Source organism: Collimonas pratensis (assembly GCF_001584185.1).
GTDB classification, from domain to species: domain Bacteria; phylum Pseudomonadota; class Gammaproteobacteria; order Burkholderiales; family Burkholderiaceae_D; genus Collimonas; species Collimonas pratensis.
Genome location: NZ_CP013234.1, coordinates 4,583,544 through 4,605,976 on the forward strand (window position 1 = coordinate 4,583,544; position 22,433 = coordinate 4,605,976).

19 protein-coding genes and 1 pseudogene are annotated in these 22,433 nt (G+C 60.7%); 12 read left to right on the plus strand and 8 right to left on the minus strand.

Annotation, left to right across the window (positions count from 1 at the left end; translation table 11 throughout):
- Positions 1-38 precede the first annotated feature (38 nt).
- From rsmA to CPter91_RS20435, 4 genes are all read right to left on the minus strand, one after another.
- A complete protein-coding gene (gene rsmA / locus CPter91_RS20420; protein WP_061943420.1) occupies positions 39-812 on the minus strand; it encodes a 16S rRNA (adenine(1518)-N(6)/adenine(1519)-N(6))-dimethyltransferase RsmA in 774 nt (257 codons plus the stop codon).
- 105 nt (positions 813-917) lie between these two features.
- A complete protein-coding gene (gene pdxA, locus CPter91_RS20425) occupies positions 918-1,991 on the minus strand; it encodes a 4-hydroxythreonine-4-phosphate dehydrogenase PdxA (RefSeq protein WP_061943423.1) in 1,074 nt (357 codons plus the stop codon).
- A gap of 55 nt (positions 1,992-2,046) precedes the next feature.
- Positions 2,047-3,459, minus strand: a complete 1,413-nt coding sequence (locus CPter91_RS20430; protein ID WP_061943426.1) for a peptidylprolyl isomerase — start codon at positions 3,457-3,459, stop codon at positions 2,047-2,049.
- A 59-nt stretch (positions 3,460-3,518) separates the two neighbouring features.
- Positions 3,519-5,900: an LPS-assembly protein LptD gene (locus CPter91_RS20435; protein WP_061943429.1), complete on the minus strand. Its 2,382-nt coding sequence runs from the start codon at positions 5,898-5,900 to the stop codon at positions 3,519-3,521.
- 197 nt (positions 5,901-6,097) lie between these two features.
- Between CPter91_RS20435 and CPter91_RS20440 the strand changes: the two genes are divergently transcribed.
- The 5 genes and pseudogenes from CPter91_RS20440 (at position 6,098) to CPter91_RS20460 (ending at position 11,264) form a co-directional block, all read left to right on the plus strand.
- Positions 6,098-7,162 (plus strand): aminoglycoside phosphotransferase family protein, encoded by a 1,065-nt coding sequence (locus tag CPter91_RS20440; RefSeq protein WP_061943432.1) that lies wholly within the window; start codon positions 6,098-6,100, stop codon positions 7,160-7,162.
- A gap of 131 nt (positions 7,163-7,293) precedes the next feature.
- Positions 7,294-8,000: pseudogene (murU, locus tag CPter91_RS20445) on the plus strand (N-acetylmuramate alpha-1-phosphate uridylyltransferase MurU).
- 33 nt (positions 8,001-8,033) lie between these two features.
- Positions 8,034-9,386 carry an aminopeptidase P N-terminal domain-containing protein gene (locus tag CPter91_RS20450; RefSeq protein WP_061943435.1) on the plus strand — a complete coding sequence of 451 codons (1,353 nt, stop codon included), beginning with the start codon at positions 8,034-8,036 and terminating at the stop codon, positions 9,384-9,386.
- 46 nt (positions 9,387-9,432) lie between these two features.
- Positions 9,433-10,095 (plus strand): HAD family hydrolase, encoded by a 663-nt coding sequence (locus CPter91_RS20455; protein ID WP_061943438.1) that lies wholly within the window; start codon positions 9,433-9,435, stop codon positions 10,093-10,095.
- On the plus strand, positions 10,092-11,264 hold the full coding sequence (locus CPter91_RS20460; protein ID WP_061943441.1) for a UbiH/UbiF/VisC/COQ6 family ubiquinone biosynthesis hydroxylase: 1,173 nt from the start codon (positions 10,092-10,094) through the stop codon (positions 11,262-11,264). The genes CPter91_RS20455 and CPter91_RS20460 overlap by 4 nt, the downstream gene beginning before the upstream one ends.
- Before the next feature lie 84 nt (positions 11,265-11,348).
- Here the strand turns inward: CPter91_RS20460 and CPter91_RS20465 are convergent, their stop codons facing one another.
- From CPter91_RS20465 to CPter91_RS20480, 4 genes are all read right to left on the minus strand, one after another.
- Positions 11,349-12,785: an NAD(P)(+) transhydrogenase (Re/Si-specific) subunit beta gene (locus CPter91_RS20465; protein ID WP_061943445.1), complete on the minus strand. Its 1,437-nt coding sequence runs from the start codon at positions 12,783-12,785 to the stop codon at positions 11,349-11,351.
- On the minus strand, positions 12,782-13,108 hold the full coding sequence (locus tag CPter91_RS20470) for an NAD(P) transhydrogenase subunit alpha part 2 (RefSeq protein ID WP_061943448.1): 327 nt from the start codon (positions 13,106-13,108) through the stop codon (positions 12,782-12,784). The genes CPter91_RS20465 and CPter91_RS20470 overlap by 4 nt, the downstream gene beginning before the upstream one ends.
- Before the next feature lie 74 nt (positions 13,109-13,182).
- On the minus strand, positions 13,183-13,545 hold the full coding sequence (gene panD, locus CPter91_RS20475) for an aspartate 1-decarboxylase (RefSeq protein ID WP_061943450.1): 363 nt from the start codon (positions 13,543-13,545) through the stop codon (positions 13,183-13,185).
- A 141-nt stretch (positions 13,546-13,686) separates the two neighbouring features.
- The gene (locus tag CPter91_RS20480; protein ID WP_061943453.1) at positions 13,687-14,802 is read right to left on the minus strand and encodes a Re/Si-specific NAD(P)(+) transhydrogenase subunit alpha; all 1,116 of its coding nucleotides are present in this window, start codon (positions 14,800-14,802) and stop codon (positions 13,687-13,689) included.
- 305 nt (positions 14,803-15,107) lie between these two features.
- On the opposite strand from CPter91_RS20480, the gene CPter91_RS20485 reads away from it, so the two are divergent.
- The 7 genes from CPter91_RS20485 (at position 15,108) to CPter91_RS20515 (ending at position 22,432) form a co-directional block, all read left to right on the plus strand.
- A complete protein-coding gene (locus tag CPter91_RS20485; RefSeq protein ID WP_061943455.1) occupies positions 15,108-15,599 on the plus strand; it encodes an NUDIX hydrolase in 492 nt (163 codons plus the stop codon).
- Positions 15,586-16,704, plus strand: coding sequence for a tRNA 2-thiouridine(34) synthase MnmA (mnmA, locus tag CPter91_RS20490; RefSeq protein ID WP_061943458.1), 1,119 nt, complete (start codon positions 15,586-15,588; stop codon positions 16,702-16,704). The genes CPter91_RS20485 and mnmA overlap by 14 nt, the downstream gene beginning before the upstream one ends.
- A 364-nt stretch (positions 16,705-17,068) precedes the next feature.
- The gene (locus CPter91_RS20495; RefSeq protein ID WP_061943459.1) at positions 17,069-17,341 is read left to right on the plus strand and encodes a DUF4148 domain-containing protein; all 273 of its coding nucleotides are present in this window, start codon (positions 17,069-17,071) and stop codon (positions 17,339-17,341) included.
- Between the two features lie 240 nt (positions 17,342-17,581).
- Positions 17,582-19,129: an efflux transporter outer membrane subunit gene (locus CPter91_RS20500; protein ID WP_061943462.1), complete on the plus strand. Its 1,548-nt coding sequence runs from the start codon at positions 17,582-17,584 to the stop codon at positions 19,127-19,129.
- Positions 19,130-19,141: 12 nt separating this feature from the next.
- Entirely contained in the window at positions 19,142-21,271 is a 2,130-nt protein-coding gene (locus tag CPter91_RS20505) for an FUSC family protein (protein ID WP_061943464.1), read from the plus strand.
- 2 nt (positions 21,272-21,273) lie between these two features.
- The gene (locus CPter91_RS20510; RefSeq protein WP_061943467.1) at positions 21,274-21,477 is read left to right on the plus strand and encodes a DUF1656 domain-containing protein; all 204 of its coding nucleotides are present in this window, start codon (positions 21,274-21,276) and stop codon (positions 21,475-21,477) included.
- Between the two features lie 55 nt (positions 21,478-21,532).
- The gene (locus tag CPter91_RS20515) at positions 21,533-22,432 is read left to right on the plus strand and encodes an efflux RND transporter periplasmic adaptor subunit (protein ID WP_061943469.1); all 900 of its coding nucleotides are present in this window, start codon (positions 21,533-21,535) and stop codon (positions 22,430-22,432) included.
- Position 22,433: the final 1 nt, after the last annotated feature.

A 22,433-nucleotide genomic window follows, 5' to 3' on the forward strand; every position in this document is an offset into this window, starting at 1 on the left:
GTCTGCGTTCCATCTCTCGCTTGCGGGAGATGGAAGCTTCACGGCAAGCGGTTGGCCAAGGCGACAAACAATTCCATCGCCACGGTCTCGGGCCGTGCTTGCGGATCGACTCCGGCGTCGATCAAATCGTTTTCGGTAAACATGCCAGCCAGGCAGTTCCTGATCACCTTGCGTCTTTGCGTAAATGCTTTCAGCACCACGTCTTCCAGTTTCTTCTGGTCGCAAGCTAGCGGCTGAGCGATCGGGATCATCCGTACGATGGCCGACTCTACTCTCGGTGGCGGGTCGAATGCGGTCGGCGGCACGATGAACATCAGCTGCATGGTGTAGCGCCATTGCAGCATCACGGACAAGCGTCCGAACGCCTTGGTGCCGGGCGCGGCGACCATGCGTTCCACTACTTCTTTTTGCAGCATGAAATGCTGGTCTTGCACTTGCGGTGCGATCTCCGCCAGGTGGAACAGCAAGGGGCTGGAGATGTTGTAAGGCAGGTTGCCGACCACACGCAACTTCTTGCCGGCGGTCAGAGGAATACTGCTGAAATCGAATTTCAGCGCATCGGCGGAATGCACATGCAGGCGCGCCGGATCGAAATTCTTTTGCAGGCGCGCCACCAGGTCGCGGTCCAGTTCGACCACATGCAACTGCTGCAGCGATTCCAGCAGCAGGCTGGTCATGGCCGCCAGGCCAGGGCCGATTTCAACCATGTTGTCGTCGGCCTGCGGCGCAATCGCGCTGATAATGTTGTACAACACGGTGTCGTCGGTCAGGAAATTCTGGCCGAAGCGCTTGCGAGGGATGTGGTTCTTCATATTCTTCTTTAATTGGTAGGGTGGGCACATCGTGCCCACGCGTGCACTCGCTCCGCGTATATACCTATTTCTGTGTGCTCGTGGCCCGTGCCCCGGTTATCGCAGTCACGCGTGGACACGATGTGCCCGCCCTGCCCGCACCATCTGCGCCGCCACATTCATCGCCGCCAGCATACTGCCGTGGTCGGCGTGGCCAAGGCCGGCGGCGGCGAGATCGAGCGCGGTGCCGTGATCCACAGAGGTACGGATAAACGGCAGACCCAGCGTGATGTTGATGCCGTGCCCGAAGCTGGCGTATTTCAATACCGGTAAGCCTTGATCGTGATACATGGCCAGCACGCAATCGGCATCGGCCAGGTATTTTTGCTGGAACAGGGTGTCGGCGGGATAGGGTCCGCTGACCGCAATGCCGCTTTCCTTGGCAGCCTGCAGTACGGGACCGATGATATCGATTTCTTCGCGGCCCAGATAGCCACCCTCGCCCGCATGCGGGTTGAGACCAGTCACCAGGATGCGGGGCTGCGTCAACCCGAATTTATTCTTTAGATCTGCGTGCAGGATCGCAATGGTCCGGCTGAGACTGTCAAAGGTAATCGCCGCCGCGACATCTTTCAGCGCCAGATGCGTGGTCGCCAGCGCCACGCGCAGCGGCGGCGTGGTGCGGTCAGTCGCCAGCATCATGACTACTTGCGCGGTAGCGCTTTTTTCCGCCAGGTATTCGGTATGGCCGGTGAATGCGACGCCGGCGTCATTGATCGTGCTCTTTTGCAGTGGCGCGGTGACTATGCCGTCGAAAATGCCTTGCTGCGCACCCTCAATCGCAATATCCAGCGTACGCAGCACTGCTCTCCCGTTGCGCGCATCCAGCACGCCTGGACGCACATGGGCATCCAGCTGGCAATCGATCACGGCAATCTGGTCGATGGAAAAATTCGGCAAGCCATTGTTGCGCAAGGCCTGCTGCGACAAGGCCACCAGCTTGATCTGCGGATCGATGGCTGCCGCCGTCATCGCCAGGAAAGCCGCATCGCCGATCAGCACGCTCTTGATCTGGCTGCGTAACTCCCAGGCAGCCCGGATCGACACCTCAGGGCCGATGCCGGCCGGTTCGCCGCAGGTGACGGCCAATACCGGCCGCCGCTGCGCGCCGGACGGCATGGCCCCAGATTGTTCAGACATGCGCAGCTTTCAAGAATTGACCGAATCGCGGATCGCGCTGTAATACAAGCCGCAATCAGTGATCGTCGTTACGGTATTCGACATAAGTACGGTCGCGCAACTGACGCAGCCAGTCGTTGGTGGCTTCTTCCGTCTTGCGTTCGCGGATCGCCATGCGGGCCGCCAGACGCTGACGCTCTTTCGAGACATCGTTGGTCTTGCGCTCCACCACCTGGATCAGGTGATAGCCGAATGGCGATTCGATCGGGTCGCTGATCTGGCCGGGCTTCAAGGCATCCATCGCACGCTCGAATTCAGGCACGGTGTCGCCGGGATACACCCAGCCCAGGTCGCCACCCTTGGATGCCGACAGGTCGTTGGAGTACTGCTTGGCCAGGTCTTCAAACTTGGCGGCGTTGTTATCCAGGCGTTCTTTCAGGTCAAGCAGGCGGCGGCGCGCGTCGGCCGCTGTCACGGTTGGCGTGACCTTGATCAGGATATGACGCACATGGGTCTGCTGCACCGGTGCGGCGGCGGTATCTGTCGGCGCGCTGGCAGCAGCACGCTTGTTGACCAGCTTGACGATATGGAAGCCGTTGGCGCTCTTCAGGATGGCCGATACCTGGCCGGGAGCCAGGTTGGCGACTGCTTCGACATACAAGGACGGCAGGCGGTCTTGCGTACGCCATCCCATGTCGCCGCCGGTCAGGGCATCGCTGGCGTCGGAAAACGCGGCAGCAACAGCGGCGAAGTTGCCGCCGGACTTGATCTGTTGCATGGCTTCCTCGGCCCGCTTGGCGCGCTGGGCAATCTGCTCGGCCGTGGCGTTTTCAGGAACGCGCACCAGGATCTGCGCTAAATCCAGCTCCTGGGCATTTTGCTTGTTGCTGGCGTCAGCGGTAATATAATTGTCGACTTCCGATTCTGAAATCTGGATCTTGTTATCGACTTCGCGTTCGCGCAGGCGCTGCAACAGCATTTCCTGACGGATCTCTTCGCGGAAGGCCGGATAAGGAATCTTGTCGGCCGCCAGCTGTTTCTGGAAATCCGCCATCGACAGCTTGTTTTGCTCGGCAATCCGGCCGATCGCGCGATCCAGCATGACGTCGTCCACCGACATACCGTTCTCTTTCGCCAGCTGCACTTCGGCGCGCTCAAGGATCATGCGCTCAAGCAATTGCTTTTGCAGCTCCGCCACCGGCGGCAATTCGATATTCTGTGCCTTCATGCGCTGCACCACATCGCTCATGCGCTTGGCCAATTCCTGCTGGGTAATCACATCCGTGTTCACCACCGCGACGATGGCGTCCACCGTTTGCGGGGTACCCTTGGTTGCCGGCGCGACAGCAGCCGGCGCCGCAGCTGCAGCCTGAGCAACCAGAGGCGGCGTAATCTGATTCGACACAGCTTGTGCCCAAGCGCTTCCGGCGGTTGCAGACAACAGCATGAATGCAAGTGCCGTGAGTTGGGTTTGATTGGTTTTACGCATAATTGGAAAAACGTTCATGGGTGAGAATAATCTGAAGAATGACGGGGAGAATAACAGGTTCAACGGCTGATGAACGAATCGGGTTGATTGATATTCTGATAACCTGGAACACTGCTACGCAGGGCTTGCATCGGATTTGACCCGATACTTGATAATCCATTCAATTCAAGTTGCACGAATATACCCGTAGTCGTGCGGGTTGACGATGTCGGCGTGCGTTGTCCAACGACACGGAAGACCCAGCAGTCGGCCTTGTATTCCAGTCCGAGCAGGCTTTGTCCGACTGTTTTTTCCGTCAAGGAATAGCTGACACGGCCGACGCCATACCAGCGCTTACTCAGCGGCCACTGTGCTGACAGGTCAAACTGCTTTAGGTATCTCTGGTCTGGATCCAGCGGATCAATGTTGGTGTGATCCAGCTGATACGAGAAATTGATGACTTTTTTCGGGCCTGGCTGCCACTTGACTGTCGAATTGGCGCGCACCCATTGGTTGTTGCTCTGGCTGTATTGAATCGTGTTGTCGACGCCCAGCGTCGGCGTCACCTGGCCACCCGCCATCAGCAGCAGGTCCGAACGGCTGGTGGTGATGTCATCGTTGTTGGCACCAACATTCAGGGCTACGCGCGGCTGAGTAAAGTACATGCGCTGGCCGATGCCCAGTCGCAGACGCTCCACCCCTGACTCCTCGATGAAACGGGAAATCAAGGCCGTGGTCAACTGATTGGCATCGCTGATGCGGTCATGGCCACTGTAGCGGTTTTCCGTAAAGATCTGGGCAAAGTTGAAGTCCGAGACAGCGCTGTCGAACAAAGGAAACTGGCTCTGGTCATGATACGGCGTGCGCACATAAAACACACGCGGCTCCAGCGTCTGTGTCATTGGATGGCCGAAGAATTTGGCGTCGCGTTCAAAGATCAGGCCGGCATCCAGCGAAAAAGTCGGCAGGACCCGGCTGAAATCGTTGCCCAGCGCTGTCGGGTTGACCACACCCGGCGCCGTGGCGATCGGATTCGCTACGCCGAATTTGTTTGGCGTGATGCTATAGGCCGTCGCATCCAGCTGGATCTTCGGAGTAATGAAAAAGCCGGGACGGATAATCGGATAGGACAGCTGCGGATTAATGTAAACTCGTTCGCCGCCCAGCGGCAGCAGAGTGCTGGCGGTGTAAGACGTGCTGCTACCTTGTGGAAAATCATACTGGCTGTTCCGGAAACGCGTGTACTGCGCATTCACGTTCCAGTCAAAGCCAAAAATATCCTGCTTGCCGGCGGTTAAAGTAACTTGCGGCATACGATCATACGGACGGCTGAGGGTAGGCAGTCCGGCGGCATTGAAATCCTGCAGGATCTGATAGCGCGAAGCCAGCGCTGCTACACTCCAGAACGAACCGCTGTAGTTCAAATCGAATTCGCGATTCAAGGTGCGCAAGGAGCTCTGGGTAATCGAACGCGAAAAATCGTCGGGATAATTATTGTCCGAGGCAAAGTTAACATTCCAGCCCATTGTCAGGCCGGGATACAGCGTCTGCGTATGAACCGACTGCACCGCATAGCGGTCGCTCTTGAATAGCCTGTCGTCGGGCAAATATTCAACCTTGGTCTGGCCGCTATAACCCACGCCCATGTAACGGGCATCCGCCCCCATCTGCAAACCGCGCTGGCTGATGATATTGGGATAGATCGTCAAGTCGCGGTTGGGCGCAATATTGAAGTAATACGGCAGGTTGAATTCCAGGCCACCATTGTTGGTGCTGCCGATGATCGGCGGCAGCACGCCGGACTGACGGTCGTTCGACAATGGAAAGGACAAGCTCGGCGAACCAAGGATAGGCACGCTCTTGAAATACAGGATGCCGTTGTGGGCAACCCCTTCACCGAGGCCGCTGTCGACATCCAGCGTGCTGGACTTGATATACCAGTCCGGCTTGGTGCCCGGGCAGGTCGTGTAGTTGCCCTTGACGATTTCCGACCTGTCCTCATCCAGAAAATTGATGCGTTCCGCGCTGCCGTGGCCATCGTTGGCCTGGAACCAGTAGGTCGGATTGGTCAGATAGCCTTGCCCCGAATCCATGTTCAGCTTGAGGTCGTCGCCGGTGTAGCGGTCGCCGTAGCGGTTCATCTTTACGCAGCCGTGGGCCTCCGCCTCATTCTCGACAATCCGGTAAATCCCGGTCTTGGATTTGACATTGGTGCCGCCGCGGGTGATGTCGACATCGTTATCCAGGTTCAGCAAACGGTCCGGGCGCCCGGTCATCTGCTCAGCTTCCACCGTGGTCGGCGCATCGGCATCGTTGACGCGCGGCACCTTGGCCTTCGGCGGGCTGGCCTGTGGGTTAGTCTGTGAATCAGGAGCGACCGGCGACGTAACCTCGACAGACTGCGCCCAGGCCCACATCGGCATGGAAACCGCCGCAATGACCGAAGCCACCAGGATGGTCATGCGCCGCAAAGCCGGCAATTGGGACGCAGCCGGACCGGACCGGACTGGACCTGAACGTGGCTGGAGATACTGCGGAAGCGCTGAGGAGGACCGGGTCATGAAATGAATTTGGCAAACACCATGGCAGGCGATTTTTTGAAATTAATCCCTTATTATATGGGAACTCACCATCAACAGCCGTTTTACTGGATTGCTTAATGTCTTTATCACAGTCTGCCCCTGCTTTACCCGATCTGCGCCAGACTCAAATTGTCGAATGGCTAACTACGCTCAGCGACATTCCTACCTTGCCCGCGACCTTGCGCCCAGCCTCTGCCGACGCCAGTTTCCGCCGCTATTTCAGAATTGATACGGCCGGTCCAGGCACGACTGCCGGCGGCACCCTGATCGTGATGGATGCGCCGCCGCCGCAGGAAGATGTGCGCCCCTTTATCGAGATTGGCGCGCTGTTTGGCGGTATCGGCTTGTCGGTGCCGACGGTGCTGGCGCAAGACGTCGAACGCGGCTTCCTGCTGCTGTCCGATCTGGGCAGCACCACCTACCTGCAGCAACTCACCAGCAATAGCAACATTGAAAATGCGCACAAGCTGTACATGGACGCCATCGACGCCTTGGTATTGCTGCAAACCAAGAGTCAACCGGATGTGCTGCCGGAATACGACCGCGCCTTCCTGTTGCGAGAATTGCAAATATTTCCAGAATGGTATATCGGCAAGCATCTGAAGGCCACCCTGAGCGACCAGCAAAGCGCCGATCTCGACAAAGTGTTCAACGCCATCCTCGCCAACAACCTGGCGCAGCCGCAAGTATTTATTCATCGCGACTACCATTCGCGCAACCTGATGGTGCTTGCCGACGGCAATCCCGGCGTGCTGGATTTCCAGGGCGCCCTGTACGGCCCGATCAGCTACGACATTGTCTCGCTGCTGCGCGATGTCTACATCCAGTGGGATGAAGCCCAGGTGCTGGACTGGCTGATCCGCTACTGGGAGCGGGCCAAGCGCGCCGGCCTGCCAGTGGCGCCGGACATCGACAGCTTCTACCGCGATTTCGAATACATGGGCCTGCAACGCCACCTGAAAATTCTCGGTCTGTTTGCGCGCCTGTATCACCGCGACGGCAAGGAAGCCTACCTCAAGGACATCCCGCTGGTCATGGATTACGTCCGCAAGACAGCCTTGCGCTACCGCGAGCTGATCCCGCTGGTGCGCATGCTGGACAAGCTGGAAGATAAAGCGGTGCAAGTTGGCTACACTTTTTAACTTATTGGGGACAGAGCTGCACGGGAAGTGTTTAAAAGTCGCCGTAGCGCGACGAATTACACTCTCCGTGCGACTCTGTCCTCAACTGATCAAGCAAGAAGCTTGAAGTATCGAAAGAATTTCGCAGAATAATGAAAGCAATGATATTTGCAGCCGGGCGCGGCGAGCGCATGCGCCCGCTGACCGACACCATTCCCAAGCCCTTGCTCAAGGTCCGCGGCCGGCCGCTGATCGTCTGGCACATCGTCAACCTGGTGCGCGCCGGCATCACCGACATCGTCATCAACCACGCCCACCTGGGAAACCTGATCGAAGAAACGCTAGGCGACGGCAGCAAATACGGCGCCGCCATCCAATATTCAGCGGAAAGCGTGGCGCTGGAAACCGCCGGCGGCATCGCCAAGGCCCGTCATTTGCTGGGCGAAGAACCGTTCGTGGCGATTGCCGGCGATGTCTACTGCCCGCATTTCGATTTCGAACAGGTCAAGAATACGCTGGAAGACAAGGACCTGTGGGGCCAGCCATACCCGCTCGACAAGCGCGACGTCGCCTGGCTGTATCTGGTGAAGAATCCGCCCACCATCCGCAAGGCGACTTCGGCCTGCACAGCTATTCCATCAGCAACGAGGGCGACGCCGGCCATACTTATACTTACTCAGGCATCGGCGTTTACCGCCCTGAGATGTTCGACAGCGTCAGCCCCGGCCAGCCCGAAAAGCTGGTTACCTTGATGCGCAAGTACGCAGCGCGCGGCCAGCTCGGCGGCGAGGTATATCGTGGCGACTGGACCGACGTCGGCACCATCGAACGCCTGGATCAACTCAACGCGCCGCTGTAAACGGCGCACGACAACCTGTTACAAAAATTAGGAATGAGCGCCAGCATGACTCCTTACAGCACACGCCGCAGCAAACTGATTGCACAAATGCAAGCCATGGGTGGCGGCGTCGCCATCCTCTCAACGGCGCCGGAAGCGATGCGCAACGCCGATTCCGATTTTCCCTATCGGCATGACAGCAGCTTCTACTATCTGTCCGGCTTCACCGAACCGGACAGCGTCATCGTGCTCGTGGCAGGTAAAGACCCGAAGGCCATCTTGTTCTGCCGCGAGAAAAACCTGGAACGGGAAATCTGGGACGGCTTCCGCTTTGGCCCGGCTGCCGCGCGTGAGCAGCTCGGTTTTGACGCCGCCTTTGCGATCGACGAGATCGACAGCGAAATGCCAAAACTGCTGGCCGACGCGCCGGCGATTTTTTATACCTTGGGCAAGCAGGCTAACCGCGACAGCCAGCTGCAAGGCTGGCTCGGCAAGCTGGCCGGCCAGGCCCGTGTCGGCGTCAGCGCGCCGGCCACCATCCACAGCCTGGATCCGCTGCTGGCCGAAATGCGGTTGTTCAAGGATGCCTCGGAACACGCCATCATGCAGCGCTCCGGCCAGATTGCCGCCGGCGCCCATCGCCGGGCGATGCGCATGGCGCGCCCCGGTCTGCGCGAATACCATCTGGAAGCAGAAATCCTGCACGAATTCCGCAGCAACGGCGCCGAATCGCCCGCCTATACTTCGATTGTGGCCGCCGGCGCCAACGCCTGCGTGCTGCACTACCGCGCCGGCAATACCGAACTGAAGGACGGCGACCTGGTGCTGATCGACGCCGGCTGTGAATTCGAAAGCTACGCCTCTGACATTACCCGTACCTTTCCTGCCAACGGCGTCTTCTCCGGTCCGCAAAAGGTCTTGTATGAAATCGTGCTGGCAGCGCAGCACGCCGCGATTGCCGCCACCCGTCCCGGACAGCGCTTCATCGACGGCCACAATGCCGCCCTGCGCGTGCTGGCGCAAGGCATGCTGGATACCGGCCTGCTCGCCAAGGACAAGGTCGGCAGCCTCGACGACGTCATCGCCAACGGCGACTACCGCCAGTTCTACATGCACAGCACCGGCCACTGGATCGGCCTCGACGTGCACGATGTCGGCGCTTACCGTGAACCCGGCGAAGCCGCGCCGGAAGGCCAGCAAAAGCCATGGCGCAAGCTGCAGCCGGGCATGGTCACCACGGTCGAACCCGGCATCTACGTGCGGCCGGCGGAAGGCGTGCCCGAGCAGTTCTGGCATATCGGCATCCGCATCGAAGACGATATCCTGGTGACGGCTGATGGCAATATCAACCTGACGCACGATGTGCCGACCTCGGTGGCCGAGATCGAAGCGTTGATGCGCAAATGACGCTGCGCCTGCTGCGGGACTGCAATGCGCTGCAGGCGCTGTTATCATGACGGCTATGACCATTGCCACCATCGCTGCCACACCCGCCATCGTCGTGTTCGATCTCGGCGGCGTCCTGTTCGACTGGAATCCGGACTACCTGTTTCGCAAGCTGATCGCCGATGAAACCGAGCGCAAATGGTTTCTCGCCCATGTCTGCAACGGCGCATGGAATATCCAGCAGGATGGCGGCCGCTCGCTGGCTGAAGCCACCGCCAGCCTCAGCGCGCTGCATCCACAACATGCGCCGCTGATCGCCGCCTTTTATGCCCGCTGGACGGAAATGCTGGGCGGCACGCTGGCGCCGGGCGTGGCGATTTTCAATGCATTGGAAGCCGGCGGTGTCCCCTTGTACGCCTTGACCAACTGGTCGTCCGAAACCTTCCCTTACGCCCGCAGCAATGCTCCATACCAGCCGATCCTGGAACGCTTCAAAGACATCCTGGTGTCGGGCGAAGAAAAGCTGATCAAGCCGGATCCGCGCATCTATCAGCGTATGCTAGAGCGCATACGCGCGCACCATCCCGACGCTCAGCCGGAGCATCTGATCTTCATCGACGACGTCGAACGCAATGTGCTGGCCGCGCGCGCACTCGGCTGGCGCGCCATCCATCACGCCGATCCGGCAGCAACCGCCGTGCAACTGCGCGACTGGGGTTTGCCGACATGAGCGACAACAATAATTCGCACAGCGAGACCGAGGCTGACATCGCCATCTGCGGCGCCGGCCCGGTCGGCCTGAGCCTGGCCGCGCTGCTGGTAAAGCGCGGAATACCGGCGGCACGCATCGCCCTGATCGACGCCAAGACCGTTGAACAGGCACGGCAGGATCCACGTTCGCTGGCGCTGTCCTATGGCAGCAGCCAGATCCTGCAGGAAATCGGCGCCTGGCCGCTGGCCGCCACCGCCATCCACCAGATCCACGTCTCGCGCCGCGGTCACTTCGGCCGCACGCTGATCCAGCGCGACGAATTCCAGCTGCCGGCGCTCGGCTATGTCACGCGCTACGGCACGCTGGTGACGGCCCTGGCGGCGCTGCCGAGCCTGAGCGGGGTCCAGTTGCTGCGACCGCTGCAGGTGACTGCCAGCACGGAACATGAAGATAACGTCGAACTGCAATTGTCGGATGGCCGCGCCTTGCACACCAGATTACTGGTGCAGGCCGAAGGCGGCCTGTTTGGCGCGCAAGGCGCCAAGGCGTTGCAGCGCGACTACCAGCAGGTCGGCATCGTCGCCCACGTCCAGGCCAGCGCCCCGATTGCACAGCGCGCCTTTGAACGCTTTACGGACCAGGGCCCGCTGGCGCTGCTGCCGCAGGATGATGGACATGGCAATAACTACGCCTTGGTGTGGTGTGTCCGGCCCGATACCGCCAGTAATCTGCTGGCACTGGACGACACTGCCTTCCTGCAGGCATTGATGCAAGCCTTCGGCGGCCGCCTCGGACGGTTTACCAAGACGACGGCGCGCAACAGTTTTCCGCTTGGCCTGAATGCGCGTCCGGCAAGCTCGGCCAGAATCGTCGCGATCGGCAACGCCGCGCAAACCCTGCATCCGGTAGCCGGCCAGGGACTCAACCTGGGACTGCGCGACGCCACGGTGCTGGCGCGCATGCTGGCAGCCGAGCTGTCGTCGGCAACCCTGCTGCAGTTCGCCGCCGCCAGGCAAGCCGACCGCAGCGTGACGATCCACCTGACCGACGTCATGGCGCGGATTTTCGCCAGCGCGCCCGACGGCGCCTGGTCGCAAACCCTGCTTGGCCTGTCCCTGGGGCTAGTCGACGTGATCAAGCCGGCGCGGCGCTTGCTGGCGCAGCAAATGATGTTTGGCCGACGCTGATCCCTGCTTGCGATTTCATCGTTCAACATAAAAAAAGCCGCGCCGGTGTTATCCGGCACGGCTTTTTAGCTAGAGCGGCGGGGCTTACTCGACCGCCTTCACCATATCTTCAATCACCTTCTTGGCGTCGCCGAACACCATCATGGTCTTGTCCATGTAGAACAGCTCGTTGTCGAGCCCGGCGTAGCCGGCGGCCATCGAGCGCTTGTTGACGATCACGGTCTTGGCTTTATAGACTTCCAGGATAGGCATGCCGGCGATCGAGGACTTCGGATCCTTGGCGGCCGGATTGACGACGTCGTTGGCGCCCAGCACCAGCACCACATCGGCCTGGGCGAATTCGCCGTTGATGTCTTCCATCTCGAACACCTGGTCGTACGGCACTTCGGCTTCCGCCAGCAGTACGTTCATGTGGCCCGGCATGCGTCCCGCCACCGGGTGGATCGCATACTTCACGATCACACCCTTGTGCGTCAGCTTCTCGGTCAGCTCTTTCAAGGCATGCTGGGCGCGCGCCACCGCCAGGCCGTAGCCCGGAACGATGATGACGGTTTCGGCATTGCCCATCAGGAAAGCAGCGTCGTCGGCAGAGCCGGATTTTACCGGCCGCTGCTGTTGCGCCGCCCCGCCTGTTGCCGCGGCAGCATCGCCGCCGAAGCCGCCCAGGATGACGTTGAAGAAGGAGCGGTTCATCGCCTTGCACATGATGTAAGACAGGATCGCACCGCTGGAACCGACCAGCGAACCGGCGATGATCAGCATCGAATTGTTCAGCGAAAAACCGATGCCGGCAGCTGCCCAGCCAGAGTAGCTGTTGAGCATCGACACCACCACCGGCATGTCTGCGCCGCCGATCGGGATGATGATCAACACGCCGAGGATGAAGGCGATCAGCGCCATCAGGATGAACGGCAGCCAGGCTTGCGTCAGGACGAAGATGATGCCGAGGCCGACCATCGCCACCGCCAGCAGCAGGTTGATGAAATGCTGGCCGCGGAAACTCACCGGCGCGCCCTGGAACAGGCGGAATTTATACTTGCCCGACAGCTTGCCGAAGGCGATCACCGAACCAGAGAAAGTGATCGCGCCGACGAAGGTGCCGATGAACAGTTCGATGCGATTGCCGACCGGCAGCGCCTCGCCGTGCGCCGCAATACCGAAAGCCCAAGGCTCGGACACCGCCGCCACCGCGATGCAGACTGCAGCCAGGCCGATCAGCGAGTGCATCGCCGCCACCAGCTCAGGCATCTTGGTCATCTCGACGCGCTTGGCCAGCATCGCGCCGATGCCGCCGCCGACGATCACGCCGCCCGCCACCAGCCAGAAGCCCAGGCCGGCGCCTTGCGACTCCGCTTTCAGCTTGACGATCAGCGCAATCGTGGTCACCACCGCAATGGCCATGCCGGCCATGCCGAAAGCATTGCCGCGCCGCGCCGAAGAAGGATGCGACAAACCCTTGAGCGCCTGGATGAAACAGACCGAGGCGATCAGGTATAGCAAGGTCACCAGGTTCATGCTCATTGCGCCGCTCCCTCTTTAGCCGCAGGCTTGGCCTTCGGTTCTTTTTTCTTGAACATTTCCAGCATGCGCTGGGTCACCAGGAAGCCGCCGAATACATTGACTGCCGCCAGCGCCACCGCCAGCGTGCCGGCGATCTGGCCAACAATGCCCTCGGTCAGGCCGGCCGCCAGCATGGCACCGATGATGATGATGGCGGAGATGGCGTTGGTGACCGCCATCAGCGGTGTATGCAGCGCCGGCGTAACGGTCCAGACCACGTGGTAGCCGACGTAGATCGCCAGTACAAAGATGATCAGGTTAGTGATGGTGTGCGTGACTTCCATGGTTTCCCCTTAATGGAGCGAGCTCGAATGACTTCCACTACGTCATGCCCGCATACGCGGGCATGACACGTCTTTTAGATCTTTTTCAAACCGGTGATCTTGTTGCTGTCGTCGACAAACACTACTTTCGGCACGTAGCTGCGCGCTTCTTCGTCGGAAAGTGGCGCATAGGTACAGATGATCAGCAGGTCGCCCAGGTGGGCGCAGCGAGCGGCGGCGCCGTTCAGCGAAATTTCGCCGCTGCCGCGCTTGCCGCGGATGGCGTAGGTCGAAAAGCGCTGGCCGTTGTTGACGTTGTACAGTTCGATCTTTTCAAACTCGCGGATGTCGGCCGCTTCCAGCAGGTCTTCATCTATCCCGCACGAACCTTCGTAGTGCAGGTCGGCTTGGGTAACGGTGGCGCGATGAATCTTTGCGCGCAGCATGATGCGTTGCATATTATTTCTCCAGTTTACAAACCGCCAGCCGCAGCCGGTGGTGTATTACAGCCATATCCACAGCTATTGATTAAAACGGTAGTACGTTCAAACGTGATTGAAACGTGATTGAAACGTGATTGTTCAAGCTACCTGCTTCCCTTATTTGCGCAGTACCTCACCGGCACTGCACAGCAAAGTGGCCGCCACTATATCGTCTTCACGATTAATCACAAGCCCGCCTTCAGCGTTGATGATCAGTTTGAGGAAGTCCAGCAAGTTGCGCGCATACAGGGCCGAAGCATCGGCCGCCACCAGCGCCGCCAGGTTGCCCTCGCCGATGATGTGGACACCGTGCTTGATGACAGTCTTGCCGCTTTCCGACAAGGGGCAGTTGCCGCCCTGGTCGACCGCCATGTCAAGGATCACCGAGCCCGGCTTCATCGCCTTGACGGTCTCCTCGCTGATCAATACCGGCGCCTTGCGGCCAGGGATCAGCGCGGTGGTGATGATGATGTCGGCCTGCTTGGCGCGCTCGTGCACCAGTTCTGCCTGGCGCCGCATCCAGTCGGCCGGCATCGGCCGCGCATAGCCGCCGACGCCCTGGGCGATTTCTCTTTCTTCATCGGTGATGAAGGGCACGTCCAGGAATTTGGCGCCGAGCGACTCGATCTGCTCTTTTACAGCGGGCCGGACATCGGAAGCTTCGATCACCGCGCCCAGCCGCTTGGCGGTGGCGATCGCCTGCAAGCCGGCGACGCCGGCGCCCATGATCAGCATGCGCGCCGCCTTGACGGTGCCGGCAGCAGTCATCAGCATCGGCATGAAGCGCTGGTAGGTATTGGCCGCCATCAGCACCGCCTTATAGCCGGCGATGTTGGCTTGCGACGACAGCACGTCCATCGACTGCGCGCGCGAAGTACGCGGCGCCGCTTCCAATGAAAACGCGGTCAGGCCATGGCTTGCCATAACAGCAATATTGTCGGCATCAAAAGGGTTCAGCATGCCGACCACCACCGTGCCGCTTTTCAGCAAGGGCAGTTCGTCGGCGCTGGGAGCGCGCACTTTCAGCACGGTTTCCATGCCGAAGGCGGCGGCAGCGCTCACCACTTCAGCGCCGGCGGCGGCGTAAGCCTCATCCGTGATGCTGGAAGAAATGCCTGCGCCGGACTGCACCAGGACCTGGTGTTTGGCCGCTACCAGCTTCTTTACCGTCTCTGGAGTCGCGGCTACCCGGGTTTCTCCGGGCCGCGACTCGGCAGGGATGCCGATTTTCATGTACTTCTCCCACTATGTTAAGAATTCTGTCGATTTGTCGGAGATTTGCCTCGGCAATCCCCGCAAACAGGCCGGGAACAGGGCAAGACTGTCCCGCAATGAGCTGCATGGAATATTACACGGAAAAATTGCGGCCAAACAACCTGAGTCTTGATGTAGGTTATTTATCCTAAAATTAGCTGCATTGTTGCAACTATGGCTAGTGTCCTGTCCGCCGGCCGCATCGGGCTATCTACTGCACTCCTGACGTACTTTTCATCGAAAAGCGGCAGGCAAGTTAAAATATCGGATTAACCGAGGAATTTATGACTGACGTTTGGAAACCCTCCGTCACGGTCGCAGCGATCATAGAGCGCGACGGCCGCTTCTTGCTGATAGAAGAAGCCACCAGTGACGGTATCCGCATCAACCAGCCAGCCGGCCATCTCGATCCCAACGAGTCGCTGCTGCAGGCGGTTGCGCGCGAGACGCTGGAAGAAACGGCGCACGAATTCACCCCGACCGCGCTGGTCGGCATGTACATGGCGCGTTATGTCTCGGCACGCACCGGCAAAGCGGTCACTTACTTACGCTTCGCTTTCTGCGGCGATCTGGGCCCCCAGCACGACCAGCCGCTGGATCATGGCATCCTGCGCACCCTGTGGCTGTCGCGTGACGAAATGGCGGCCTGCAGCGAACGCCACCGCAGTCCGCAAGTGCTGCAATGCGTGGACGATTACCTGCGCGGCCAGCGCGCGCCCCTGTCCATGCTGAATACCCATCCCAGCGCCTATGGAGTAGAACATGAGCTCTCCTAAGAAGCGGGTAGTGATCGGCATGTCCGGCGGGGTCGACTCTTCGGTCTCGGCCTGGCTGCTGAAACAGCAAGGCTATGAAGTGATCGGCCTGTTCATGAAGAACTGGGAAGACGACGACGATTCCGAATACTGCTCGACCCGCCAGGACTGGATCGATGCGGTCAGCGTGGCCGATGTCATCGGCGTCGATATCGAAGCCGTGAATTTTGCCGCCGAATACAAGGACCGGGTATTCGCCGAATTCCTGCGCGAATACCAGGCCGGCCGCACGCCGAATCCGGACGTGCTCTGCAACGCCGAAATCAAGTTCAAGGCCTTCCTCGACCACGCCATGAAACTCGGCGCCGACCTGATCGCCACCGGCCACTACGCCCGCGTGCGGCAAGCCGCTTCCGGCCGCTTCGAGCTGCTCAAAGCAGTCGACGCCAGCAAGGACCAAAGCTATTTCCTGCACCGGCTGAACCAGTCGCAACTGTCGCGCACCCTGTTCCCGCTGGGCGAAATCCAGAAGACCGAAGTGCGCAAGATCGCCGAACAGATCCAGCTGCCGAACGCCAAGAAAAAGGATTCCACCGGCATCTGCTTCATCGGCGAAAGGCCGTTCCGCGAATTCCTGAACCGCTATTTGTCTTACCAGCCGGGGCCAATGAAAACGCCGGATGGCGACGTGGTGGGCGAGCATGTCGGCCTGAGTTTTTACACGCTGGGGCAGCGCAAGGGTATCGGCCTGGGCGGCATGAAATCGCACAAGAACGCCGGCGGCGACAGCGATCCCTGGTATGTGGCGCGCAAGGATGTGGAGAACAACACTTTGTACATCGTGCAGGGCCACGATCATCCGTGGCTGCTGTCGTCGACGCTGCAGGCCGGCCAGCTCAGCTGGGTCGCCGGCGATGCGCCGCAAAATGCGCATTTGTCAGGCAAGACGCGTTACCGCCAGGCCGACATGGCTTGCGCCTTTGACAGCCTGCGAGTCGACGCCGGCGAGAATTTCGCGCTGCGCTTCAGCGATCCGCAATGGGCGGTGACGCCTGGCCAGTCTGCCGTGCTGTACGACGGCGATGTCTGCCTTGGCGGCGGCATCATCGAGTCTTCCGGCCTATAAGGCTGAGCACCATACCGGCTTACGCCTTGCAGGCGTAAGCCGGGTATTTCCTGCCTGCCGCGCCGTCCTGGCCGGGCCTCCGTCCAAATTCATCAGAAATTTTTGCCCAAACACACTTTGTCGTGTAATTGCAACAATAAGTTCCCCAATATTATTGCCAATTACGGAATAGTAAATTTCCAATAAGACCATTTATTGTTGATAGTGAAGTCTCTACACTTAGCTTCATCGATGGGCGCAACACACAAGCAACACTATTTCAGCAATGCAAGTGCGCCGCTCACCGAGGCAGGACCCGACGGGCAACATAGTTATCGCCTGTTCCGCCGAGCCCGGTGCCATCTATCAATCACTGGAGAAAAACATGAATGCCAAACAACTTATCGCAGGTCTCGCTATCTTGGCTGCCGCTGGCAGCGCCCTGGCCGATGCCCCATATCCGCCAGAAACCCCATTTGTCTCCACCAAATCCCGCGCCGATGTGCAGGCTGAAGTGGCGCAAGCCCAAAAAGACGGCACACTGAACCAGGCCCGCAGCGAATATCCGACGGTTGCAGCAGCCAGCAAGCCAGTCACCCGTGCTGAAGTCGTGAGCCAGATCAGCAACACCGAGCCATCGGTCTATAACGGCAACTAAGTCGCGACAGCCATTAGCCACTGATGCGACAGTAACTCCCCCAGGTTTAAAGAGTTAAGCAAAACGCCAGCAATGCTGGCGTTTTGCTATTATCCGATCATAGTCCCATGCGCCATGCCATAGCGCCGTCGGCAGTGCGCTGATGCAGCAACAGATCGCATTAAAAGATCCGCTTCAAAAGATCCGGTTCAAAAGATCATTACTCAGACCTTTTTTCTCGTTACATTATTCCGGGTCACCATGCGGTCAACTACCCCCTCCAAGCCTTACCTTCCAAGCAGCCTGCTGACGGCCTGTTCGCTGGCCGTCGTGCTAAGTGGCTGTGCCGATTTCTCTGGCATAGCTCCGCAATCCAGGCTGGCGGACGGCAGTGCGCTGGCAGCCGGCAGCACACTCAGCAATATCGGCAACGCCGCATGGCCGAGCAGCGCCTGGTGGGAAAATTACCGCGATCCGCAACTCAACGCGCTGGTGCAGCAGGCCGTCGCCGACAGTCCCAGCCTGAAAATCGCCCAGGCCCGCATCCGCCAGGCTTCCTCGCTGGCCGGCGTGGCGCGCGCGGCAACGCTGCCGAAAGTCGGCGTCGAGGCCAGCAGCACACGCGGCCTGTATTCCGAGGAATACATTTTCCCGCCGCCGCTAGGCGGCAGCTGGAACTGGGACAATGAAATCACCGTCAAGGCCAGCTACGATCTCGACCTCTGGGACAAGGACCGCAGCGCGCTGGAATCGGCCCTGGATACAGTCCACGTCAGCGCCGCCGAGGCGCGCAGCGCCCAGCTCAACCTGGAAACGGCTGTCGTGCGCGGCTATCTGCAACTGGCGACCCAGTTCGCGCTACGCGACGTCGCCAGCGCGACGCTGGTGCAACAGACCTCGATCGCCAATATCGCCCAACGCAAGCTGAACGCCGGCCTCGGCACCCGCCTGGAAGTCAGTCAAGCGGAAACCGCGCTGCCCGACGCCCGTTCCAATATAGAAAAAATCGACGAAAATATTGCCCTGCTGCGCAACCAGATTGCCGCCCTGAGCGGCAAGGGGCCCGGCAGCGGCGAAACAATCCGGCGGCCAGTCCTGGCCACCGCCCTGATCGCCCCTGCAGATGGCAGCGACAGCAGTGCACAATTGCCGATCGCTCTGCCCGACAACGTCCCGGCGCACCTGGTCGGGCGCCGCCCGGATGTGATCGCACAACGCTGGCGGGTCGAAGCGATGAGCAAGAATATCGACGTCGCCAAGGCCGCCTTCTATCCCGATATCAATATCTCCGCCTTCATCGGCTTGCAGGCGCTCGGCTTCACCAATTTCCTGAGCGCCTCGTCCGGCGTGCGTGGCGCCGGGCCGGCCATTTCGCTGCCGATTTTTGACGGCGGCCGCCTGCGCGCCAACCTCGGCGCCCAGACCGCCGCCCTCGACGGCGCCATCGAAAGCTATAACAACACGCTGGTGCAAGCCCTGCAAAGCGTAGCCGACCAGATTATCAAGCTAAAATCGGAACAGCAGCAGCGCGGCCAGTCGGAACAGGCGCTGGCGCTCTCGAAGAAATCCTACGACCTGGCCAAGCGCGGCTACCAGGCCGGCCTGACCGCCAACATCAACGTCATCCAGACCCAGCTGGTGCTGCTGCAGCAACAACTGCGGGTGGCGCAAATCCGCGCCGGCTACCTGGATAGCTGGGCGCAGCTGATGCAGGCGCTGGGCGGCGGCCTCGGCGACGATTTGCCACAACCCTTGCCGCAGCCCGGCGCCAGCGGTGACGCCATCGCCGCCGGCAACGCTGGTAAATAAGCGGCCACCGTCATGAGCGAAACCGCAAGCAGCCGCCAGTCCTGGCTGCATCATCTGGCGCAGGCCGGCGTCATCTGGGTGGAAAGCCACGGCCAGGACCTGCTGCATGTCAGCAAGATCTTGCTGGCAACCTTGCTGGCGCTCGGACTGTCGCTGGTGTTCGACCTCGCCAAGCCCGGCACCGCCATGGTCACCGTCATCATCGTGCTGCAGCCGCGCAGCGGCCTGGTGCTGGCGAAAGGCTTTTACCGCTTCATCGGCACCTCGGTAGGGGTGGTCGTGTCAATCATCCTGGCCGCCTCGTTTACCCAGCAGCCGATCCTGTTCCTGGCGGCCGGCGCCTGCTGGCTGGCTTTCTGCACCGCCGGCTCCACCATCTTCCGCAACTTCCAGTCCTACGCCTTCGTGCTGGCCGGCTACACCCTGGTCATCGTCGGCTTGCCGGCGGCGCTGCAGCCGGCCCAGGCTTTCGACATCGCCATGACGCGCCTGAGCGAGGTGATGCTGGGCCTGCTGTGCGCAGGCGTGGTCAGCGACGTGCTGTTCCCCCAGCACTTGTCGGACGTCTTGCTGCTGACGGTGCGCAAACGCTTTGCCGACTTCAAGAAATTCATTGCGCTGGACGACAGCGCCGCTGTTTCGCGGCCGGCGCGCGAACGCCTGGTGCTGCGCTTCATCGGCGAGGTGATTTCGCTGGAAGCGCTGCGCACCTCATCGGTATTTGAAAGCGCTGCCGGCCATTTGCAAAGCCTGCAGCTGCGCCAGTTGAACAATGCCTTCATGACCGCATCCACCACCTTCCACTCGCTCGACCAGCTGTTCGGCCGCCTGCAGGCCGGCGGCAAGCGCAGCACGCTGGACGCCTTGATGATGGAATACCGGGCGATTGCGCGAGCCCTCTCCAGCGAGGACCGGACGCAGCTGAAGCAGGTCCGCAACGGCATTCCCGGGCGCCTGGCTGCCCTGCGCCGCGGCTTGGCCGCCAGCAGCCTCGACAGCGACGGCAGCCACCTGCTGGATTTCGATTCGGCCACCGAACTGCTGGCCAGGTTCGCCGATGAACTGGTGATCTACGCCAGGATCCATGCGGTCGTGATCCAGGCCGAGATGCACATGGCGGACGACGTCCAGCTGCCCGCGCATTATGTGGCGCGCACCGATCCGACCCTGATCGTCACCTCGGCGCTGCGGGCGGCAATCGGCTTCATCCTTTCTGCCTGGTTCTGGATCCAGACCGGCTGGGTTTCCGGCACCGATGCGGTGGTGATGGCGACCGTGGTCAGCGCCCTGTTTGCGGCAGCGCCATCGCCCATCAAAGTGGTGCGTCAGTTCATGATAGGCGGCGCGCTGGGCGGCTTTTTCGGCTTCCTGTCGGCCTACTATCTGCAAGCGCAGGCCGAGAATTTCACCATGCTGTGCATCGCGCTGGCGCCCTTCATCCTGATCGGCGCCTGGCTCACCACCACCAGGAAATATGCGGGCATCGGCACTGGCATCCTGCTGTTTTTCTTTTCCTACGCCAGCATCGGCAGCAACTACCAGTTCGACATGCTGGAACTGCTCAACGGCATGGCCGGCGGCCTGTTCGGCGTCGCCATCGCTTCCGTGATGTACCAGATCATCGACCCATCCGACAGCCGCTGGATCAAGCGCCGCCTGGCGCGCGCCCTGCGCAACCAGGTGGTGGAAGCCTGCGGCCGGCCGCTGCCGGGGCTGGCCGGACGCTTTGAAAGCGGCACCCGCGATCTGCTGTCGCGTTTTGCGATCACGCACTCGCTGGATAACGAAGACGACCGCGCCATCATGACCTGGCTCTTGTCGGTGCTGGAAATCGGCCGCGCCGTGATCCAGCTGCGGCAGGAGACCTTGAGCATAGCCGAGCCGCAAGTGCACGCCAGGATCGACGACGCCATACGCAGCATCGCCCGTCTGTTTGCGCGTCCCAGCCAGGGCCGCCTGCGGCTGGCGCTGGATGGCGTGCTGGCGGCAATCGCCGTATGCGGCGACATGCCGGCGGTGCTGGCCAACCTGCACCTGATGCGCGGCGCCATGCTGGAGCGCGTCACCGTGCTGACGCCGGCCGCAACCACGGCGCCGCCGTCGCCCCTCAATCCAGCTACCAACACTACTACCGGGAAGTGACCATGCCGCGCGAAATCGCCCTCTTCGATGCCCTCATCCCGACCTTGCTGCTGGTCTTCATCGCCTGCCTGTTCCTGCAGATGGCGGTCGACTGGCTGTTTACCCGCCTCGGGCTGTACCGCTATGTCTGGCACCCGAGCCTGTTCCGCATCGCCCTGTTCTTTTGTATTTTCGGCGGCGCCGGATTGCTACTTCACGTGGTGTAGTACGTCGTGCAATACGTTATTCAATTCGCTGTGAAAAATTTGTTCTAAGGTCGCCATGAAATCATCCACCATCTTGAAAACCCTGCTGCAGGTCATCATCACCCTGCTAGTGGTCCTGGCCGCCGTCTTGCTGGCGCGCGCACTGTGGGAGCGCTACATGAACACGCCCTGGACCCGCGACGGCCGGGTGCGAGCCGACGTCATCAGCGTCGCCGCCGACGTGTCCGGCATCGTGGTGGCAGTGCCGGTGGCCGACAACGGCTACGTGCACAAAGGCGACCTGCTGATGAAAATCGATCCGGCGCGCTACACGCTGGCGCTGGCGCAGGCCGAAGCGCTGGTGACCGAACGCCGCGTCGGCCTCACCACCAAGCAGCGCGACGCCGAGCGCCGCGCCAAGCTGGACGGCGACGTCATTTCCAATGAGAACCGGGAAAATTCCAGCGCCGACGCTTCCGCGGCCCAGGCCTCCTACCAGGCCGCCCTGGCGGCGCGCGACAGCGCCAAGCTGAATCTGGAACGCACCGAAGTGCGCGCCACGGTGGACGGCTGGATCACCAACCTGAACGTGCACGCCGGCGATTTCGCCCAGGCCGGTTCGCCCAAGCTGGCAGTGATCGATGCCAATTCCTTCTGGGTCTACGGCTACTTTGAAGAAAACAAGCTGCCGCTGATGAAAGTCGGCGACGCCGTCGACATGCGCCTGCTCGGCAGCGAGCAGCTCATCAACGGCCACATCGACAGCATCTCGCGCGGCATCACCGACCGCGACAACGCGCTCGGCACTTACGGCCTGGCCAATGTCAACCCGAGCTTCAACTGGGTGCGGCTGGCGCAGCGGGTACCGGTACGCATCCATATCGACAAGGTGCCGGATGGAATCACGCTGGCGGCCGGTATGACTTGCACCGTCATCGTCAAGCCGGGGCAGCGCCCGGTAGCGGCTGCGAAATAAA

Excerpts from the sequence above, each read along its gene's own strand:
- rsmA (WP_061943420.1), bottom strand. The coding sequence starts at position 812 with ATGAAGAACCACATCCCTCGCAAGCGCTTCGGCCAGAATTTCCTGACC.
- pdxA (WP_061943423.1), bottom strand. The coding sequence starts at position 1,991 with ATGTCTGAACAATCTGGGGCCATGCCGTCCGGCGCGCAGCGGCGGCCG.
- CPter91_RS20430 (WP_061943426.1), bottom strand. The coding sequence starts at position 3,459 with ATGCGTAAAACCAATCAAACCCAACTCACGGCACTTGCATTCATGCTG.
- CPter91_RS20435 (WP_061943429.1), bottom strand. The coding sequence starts at position 5,900 with ATGACCATCCTGGTGGCTTCGGTCATTGCGGCGGTTTCCATGCCGATG.
- CPter91_RS20440 (WP_061943432.1), top strand. The coding sequence starts at position 6,098 with ATGTCTTTATCACAGTCTGCCCCTGCTTTACCCGATCTGCGCCAGACT.
- CPter91_RS20450 (WP_061943435.1), top strand. The coding sequence starts at position 8,034 with ATGAGCGCCAGCATGACTCCTTACAGCACACGCCGCAGCAAACTGATT.
- CPter91_RS20455 (WP_061943438.1), top strand. The coding sequence starts at position 9,433 with ATGACGGCTATGACCATTGCCACCATCGCTGCCACACCCGCCATCGTC.
- CPter91_RS20460 (WP_061943441.1), top strand. The coding sequence starts at position 10,092 with ATGAGCGACAACAATAATTCGCACAGCGAGACCGAGGCTGACATCGCC.
- CPter91_RS20465 (WP_061943445.1), bottom strand. The coding sequence starts at position 12,785 with ATGAGCATGAACCTGGTGACCTTGCTATACCTGATCGCCTCGGTCTGT.
- CPter91_RS20470 (WP_061943448.1), bottom strand. The coding sequence starts at position 13,108 with ATGGAAGTCACGCACACCATCACTAACCTGATCATCTTTGTACTGGCG.
- panD (WP_061943450.1), bottom strand. The coding sequence starts at position 13,545 with ATGCAACGCATCATGCTGCGCGCAAAGATTCATCGCGCCACCGTTACC.
- CPter91_RS20480 (WP_061943453.1), bottom strand. The coding sequence starts at position 14,802 with ATGAAAATCGGCATCCCTGCCGAGTCGCGGCCCGGAGAAACCCGGGTA.
- CPter91_RS20485 (WP_061943455.1), top strand. The coding sequence starts at position 15,108 with ATGACTGACGTTTGGAAACCCTCCGTCACGGTCGCAGCGATCATAGAG.
- mnmA (WP_061943458.1), top strand. The coding sequence starts at position 15,586 with ATGAGCTCTCCTAAGAAGCGGGTAGTGATCGGCATGTCCGGCGGGGTC.
- CPter91_RS20495 (WP_061943459.1), top strand. The coding sequence starts at position 17,069 with ATGAATGCCAAACAACTTATCGCAGGTCTCGCTATCTTGGCTGCCGCT.
- CPter91_RS20500 (WP_061943462.1), top strand. The coding sequence starts at position 17,582 with ATGCGGTCAACTACCCCCTCCAAGCCTTACCTTCCAAGCAGCCTGCTG.
- CPter91_RS20505 (WP_061943464.1), top strand. The coding sequence starts at position 19,142 with ATGAGCGAAACCGCAAGCAGCCGCCAGTCCTGGCTGCATCATCTGGCG.
- CPter91_RS20510 (WP_061943467.1), top strand. The coding sequence starts at position 21,274 with ATGCCGCGCGAAATCGCCCTCTTCGATGCCCTCATCCCGACCTTGCTG.
- CPter91_RS20515 (WP_061943469.1), top strand. The coding sequence starts at position 21,533 with ATGAAATCATCCACCATCTTGAAAACCCTGCTGCAGGTCATCATCACC.